5 protein-coding genes and 1 tRNA gene are annotated in these 5746 nt (G+C 62.3%); all 6 read left to right on the top strand.

From position 1 onward, the window contains the following. Nucleotides 1-16 precede the first annotated feature (16 nt). The 6 genes from rpsU (at nucleotide 17) to VFJ08_RS06845 (ending at nucleotide 5128) form a co-directional block, all read left to right on the top strand. Entirely contained in the window at nucleotides 17-232 is a 216-nt protein-coding gene (gene rpsU, locus VFJ08_RS06870) for a 30S ribosomal protein S21 (RefSeq protein WP_037332947.1), read from the top strand. 163 nt (nucleotides 233-395) lie between these two features. Beyond that, a complete protein-coding gene (locus VFJ08_RS06865; RefSeq protein ID WP_349256965.1) occupies nucleotides 396-839 on the top strand; it encodes a GatB/YqeY domain-containing protein in 444 nt (147 codons plus the stop codon). Nucleotides 840-906: 67 nt separating this feature from the next. Continuing rightward, nucleotides 907-2682 carry a DNA primase gene (gene dnaG, locus VFJ08_RS06860; RefSeq protein ID WP_324996453.1) on the top strand — a complete coding sequence of 592 codons (1776 nt, stop codon included), beginning with the start codon at nucleotides 907-909 and terminating at the stop codon, nucleotides 2680-2682. A gap of 48 nt (nucleotides 2683-2730) precedes the next feature. Then, entirely contained in the window at nucleotides 2731-4608 is a 1878-nt protein-coding gene (gene rpoD, locus VFJ08_RS06855) for an RNA polymerase sigma factor RpoD (protein ID WP_324996452.1), read from the top strand. Between the two features lie 84 nt (nucleotides 4609-4692). Then, nucleotides 4693-4768, top strand: a tRNA-Ile gene (locus VFJ08_RS06850). A gap of 207 nt (nucleotides 4769-4975) precedes the next feature. Then, nucleotides 4976-5128, top strand: coding sequence for a hypothetical protein (locus tag VFJ08_RS06845; RefSeq protein WP_324996451.1), 153 nt, complete (start codon nucleotides 4976-4978; stop codon nucleotides 5126-5128). Nucleotides 5129-5746: the final 618 nt, after the last annotated feature.

The raw sequence follows: 5746 nt of genomic DNA, 5'->3' as shown, positions 1-5746 counted from the left end.
CGGAGAGTGATGCTCAATGCCTAGCGTACGCGTCAAAGAGAACGAGCCGTTTGAAGTCGCACTGCGTCGGTTCAAGCGCAGCTGCGAAAAAGCCGGCGTCGTGACCGAAGTACGCCGTCGCGAATTCTTCGAAAAACCCTGCCAGACTCGCAAGCGCAAACGCGCCGCCGCGGTTAAGCGCCACGCCAAGCGCCTGCAGCGCGAGCAGCAGCGCTTTACGCGTCAGTACTGATTCGGCGCTGTCGTATCGATTGATCGAATCGAGCGCGACAATCGATTGAGTCGGAAATCGCAGCGGCCCCAAGGCCGCTGTTTTTTTTGGGCGCCACTATTTTTTTTGTCTGCGCTTCGAGATTGTTTTTGTCCGAGGAAGTCATCGTGCCGAGGGAACCATCGTGAATCTCAAAGACCAGCTACAAGACGACATGAAGTCGGCCATGCGCGCCCGTGACAAGGAGCGGCTGAGCGTGATCCGCATGGTCAACGCCGCCATCAAGCAGCGTGAAATCGACGAGCGGACGACGCTCGACGACGCCGGCGCGCTCGCGGTGATCGAAAAGATGCTCAAGCAGCGCCGCGACGCCGAGTCCCAGTATCGCGACGCCGGGCGCGACGAACTCGCCGACGCCGAGGCGGCCGAGATCTCCGTGCTCGAGCACTACCTGCCGGCCCGGCTTTCGGAAACCGAGATCGACGCCGCCATCGACCGCGCCATCGCCGATACCGGCGCCGACTCCATGCGCGACATGGGCAAGGTGATGAGCCGGCTCAAGGCCGAGCTCGCCGGCCAAGCCGATATGGCCGAGGTGAGCCAACGGCTCAAGGCCAAGCTGCAGTAGACCGACGTCGTGTGCAACAGCCGACCGGCCGGCTGTTTCGTTGCTTTATTAGTAATAGAATCGCTCCATGGCGCGTCTTCCCCAGCACTTTATCGATCAGTTGCTCGAGCGCACGGACATTGTCTCGCTGATAGACGCGCGGGTCTCGTTAAAAAAAGCGGGCCGCGAATATACCGCCTGCTGCCCGTTTCACGACGAAAAGACGCCGTCGTTCACCGTCTCGCCGAGCAAGCAGTTCTATCACTGCTTTGGTTGCGGCGCCCACGGCTCGGCGATCAGTTTCCTGATGGAATACGACCGGCTGGAATTTCGCGACGCCGTGGACGTGCTCGCCGACGCCGCCGGCATGGAGATTCCCGAGGACACCGCCGCGGCCCCGAACGGACCGCCCCGTGAACCGCTGCTCGATGCGATGCGCCAGGCCGATCGCCACTACCAGGCCGCGCTGCGCCGGAATCAGGACACCATCGACTACCTGAAAAAGCGCGGCGTCTCCGGCGAGATGGCCAAGATTTACGGGCTGGGCTTCGCCGCCGACGCCTGGGACGATCTGACCCGTCGCCTGCCCGACAAGCCGGCCGCCGCCCGGGCCGGCCTGCTGATCGAGCGCGACTCGGGCGGTTATTTCGATCGTTTTCGCCATCGCCTGATGTTTCCCATCCGCGATACCCGCGGGCGCACGATCGCGTTCGGCGGGCGGACGCTGGGCGACGACGGCGCGAAGTATCTGAATTCGCCGGAAACACCGCTGTTTCACAAGTCCGACCACATGTACGGTCTGTACGAAGCGCGCCAGGCCCTGCGCCAGCTCGACCGTCTGCTGGTGGTCGAAGGCTATATGGATGTCATCGCCCTCGCCCAGCACGGTTTTGCCAACACCGTGGCCACGCTGGGCACCGCGACCACCGCGTCGCATCTGATCACGCTGTTTCGCCATACACAGGAAGTGGTTTTCTGTTTCGATGGCGACGCGGCCGGCGTTCGGGCCGCACGAAAAGCGATGGAACACAGTCTTGGCGTCATGCGCGGCGCACGGCGCGTGCGTTTTCTTTTTCTTCCCGAGGGCGAAGATCCGGACAGCCTCGTGCGCGGCGACGGCGGCCGCCAAGCGATGGCGACGGCGATCGAATCCGCGCGCCCGGCGTCGGAGGTCCTGCTCGGCCAGCTCACCGAAAATCTCGATCTGGCCACGCCGGACGGGCGGGCCCAGCTGGTCGAGCGCGGCCGTGCGCCGATCAATACCCTGCCGCCGGACGCATTCCGCGCCGAGATGGTCGCCGAGATCAGCCGGTTATCCGGTCTGCCGGCGGATGATATTCGCGCGCTGTATGCCGCCGACCGCTCCGCAGCGCGGCCGACCAGACCCGGCGACGACGGGCAGACGAAAAAAAGCGCCTACAGCGCCGAACTGCCGCCGGTCACCCGCGGGTTGATGCTGTTGCTGACCGAGCCGCGTCTCGCCGCATGCATCGAAACCACCGACGGGCTGCGCGACAACGACAACCCCGGCGCGCAAATTTTAGCCGAGGCGATTGACTTTTTCGCAGGCAACCCAAACGTAGCGGTTGCGCAATGGCTTGAACATTATCGCGAACATCGTTTTTTCGATCGCCTGCAACACCTCGCCGCGGCGAACCCGCCGGGCGACGACGAACACCGCGCCGGTGAGTTCACCGACGTGGTCGCGCGGCTGCAGCAGTACAGTCATTCTCGCGCGAGCCTGCGGCAACGTTACAACGCACTGGTCGCACAACAGGAAAGCGCCCCGCTCGATGCGGCGGCCGCAAAGGAGTTAAAGGAAGTCTGGAGCCAACTGCAAGGCCGGTCTCCAAGACCGTCCTAGCCCCGCACGAGCCCTCTCGAATCGATTCGGCCCAGTCGCGATGCTATCATGGTCGGTTATCGCCGAGCGCGCCTTGCCCCACGAGCCCAACACGCAGCGAGTCACATGAGCAAAGACAAGAAATCCCAGCTTCGGCTACTGATCGCCCACGGCAAGCAGAAAGGATATCTGACCTACGCCGAGGTCAACGATACCTTGCCGGACGATATCGTCGATCCCGAGCAGATCGAAGACATCGTCAACATGATCAGCGACATGGGCATCACGGTGCACGAGCAGGCGCCGGATGAGGACGATCTGGTCATCGCCGGCAACACCGTCAACGACGACGATGACGACGACGCGGAAGAAGCCGCGGCGACGCTGGCCGCGCTCGACCCGCAGTTCGGCCGCACCACCGACCCGGTGCGCATGTACATGCGCGAAATGGGTTCTGTCGAACTGCTCGACCGCGAAGGCGAGATCCGGATCGCCAAGCGCATCGAGGAAGGCCTGGCCGAGATGATGTTCGCGCTGGCGTATTTTCCGGCCACCACCGGGCGTCTGCTCGAGCTGTGGGACCAAGTGGCCGCCGAAGACAAGCGTCTGAGCGACGTACTCGTGGGCTTTGTCGATCCCGACACCGGCGACCCCGTCGACAGCGGCCAAGACGACGCCGAAGCTCCGGATTCGGACAACGACGAAGACGACGACAATTCGGCGTCGGCCAACGACGGCCCGGACCCGGAGGAAGCCAAGGCGCAGTTCGCCGAACTGCGCCGGCTGCACGACGCCGCCGTGGCCGCGCTGGACCACAACGGTCGCGAACACGCCGAGACCGAGGCCGCGCTGTCGGCGCTGGCCACGCACTTCATGCGCTTCAAACTGGTGCCCAAGGCCGCAGACGATCTGACGCTGCAACTGCGCACGGCCATGATCGACATCCGCAGCGCCGAGCGCGACATGCTGCGCATTTGTGTTACCGAGGCCGGCATGCCGCGCCGCGACTTCGTGCGTCAGCTGCCCGACAACATCACCAACGAACAATGGCTGGACAAGCTCATCCGCGCCAAGCGCCGCTATTCCTCGACCATTGCCAGCCGCCGCGAAGAACTCGTGCGCCAAATGAACCAAGTGCGCGAAATCGAGGGCGAATCGTCGCTGGACGTCAATCACATCAAGGAAATCAACCGTAAGATGTCGATCGGCGAGGCCAAGGCCCGCCGTGCCAAGAAGGAAATGGTCGAGGCCAACCTGCGTCTGGTGATCTCCATTGCCAAGAAGTACACCAACCGCGGACTGCAGTTCCTGGACCTGATTCAGGAAGGCAACATCGGCCTGATGAAGGCGGTGGACAAGTTCGAGTATCGGCGCGGCTATAAGTTCTCGACCTACGCCACCTGGTGGATTCGCCAGGCGATCACGCGCTCGATCGCCGACCAGGCGCGCACCATCCGTATTCCGGTGCACATGATCGAGACCATCAACAAGCTCAACCGTATTTCCCGCCAGATGCTCCAGGAAATGGGCCGCGAACCCACCCCGGACGAACTGGCCGAGCGCATGGAAATGCCGGAAGAAAAAGTGCGCAAGGTCCTCAAGATCGCGAAAGAGCCGATCTCGATGGAAACCCCGATCGGCGACGACGAGGATTCGCATCTGGGCGATTTCATCGAGGACGCCAACGCCGTCGCCCCGGATGACTCCGCCTCCGGCGAGAGCCTGCGCGAAGCCACGCACAACACCCTGGCCAGCCTGACCCCGCGCGAAGCCAAGGTCCTGCGCATGCGCTTCGGCATCGACATGAACACCGACCACACGCTGGAAGAAGTCGGCAAGCAGTTCGACGTCACCCGCGAGCGCATCCGCCAGATCGAGGCCAAGGCCCTGCGCAAACTGCGTCACCCCTCGCGGGCGACCTTCCTCAAGAGCTTCCTCGACGAATAACAAGGCCCATTGCTTGGCGGCCCCACGGCCGTCAAGCTATAGTCACGCGCCGGACGTGCAACACGCCCGGCGTTTTCATATCGGGGGCCTGTAGCTCAGCGGTTAGAGCAGGGGACTCATAATCCCTTGGTCGTCAGTTCGAATCTGACCGGGCCCACCATTAAATCAACGACTTAGCCACTTTCTTTGTTCGCCTGAATGCCCTAAAGGTACATTCATGGTGCAGTAGGGGTGTAATGGCTACCCCCGTTAAAACCTCTCCGGCCGCTGAAAAGCAGTTGTTCGACGCTAAGGCTGGCCGATCAGCTCGAAGACCTGGTGGACGAAACGCGATGCGGAAGATTGGGCACGCCGTACTGAAGATGAGATGGCTCGTGATATTTACCAGAAACGTGCGCCGGCCGAGCGGCTGACTCTGAGCGGCGCCACTGATCGCTACCTGAGCAATATCACACCCACCAAGAAAGAAAGCACCCAGCCGCTGAGCGAGCTAAGGCGCGAAAGCTTCGCGCCGCGTTAGGCTAATACAGTCTCGTTGCTATCACACCAGACCTCGTCGCCTCCTATGGAGACCAGCAACTCGCCGATAACAAATTGCGCGATACCGTTCGACTCCGGCTCGCCCCGCTCTCGCACATCTTCCAGATTGTGATCAAGGAATGGCGCGTTGGTATCTGGGCTAACCCATGCCGCGCTGTACGCACGCCTAAGCCCAGCCAGGCGCGTGATTGCCGCCTGTCGCAGGACGAGGAAAAAGGCTCTTGAAAGCCGCCAAGAGCCAGTCGAATCCGATGCTGGGACTGATGATTCGGCTAGCACTGTCGACCGTCATGAGAGTCGGCGAGATATAACGCTTACGCCGAAGCGATGGGGCTTTGCGCGTCGCACCGCCCTCTTACGTGACACGAAGAATAACCAGTCCCACACCGTGCCGCTGCCTAAGGACGCCGTTCGGACACGCCGTGGACGCTGTACCGACGCTATGCGTGCGGCTAATCCGGCGCCGGGTCACATGCGGCTGTCACGCAACGTACTTCAATGCTAGTTTTGTGGGCTAAGGGGAGGGAACGGATGCTGGTCGACAATCGCCGACACGGTAAGGTCGGCAAACTGCTCAACGAGCGCTTAAGTGCCGAGG

It is taken from the genome of Salinisphaera sp., assembly GCF_035690525.1.
GTDB lineage: Bacteria > Pseudomonadota > Gammaproteobacteria > Nevskiales > Salinisphaeraceae > Salinisphaera.
Note: the sequence above shows the minus strand (reverse complement) of the source record. Positions and strands in the feature narration are given on the sequence as shown.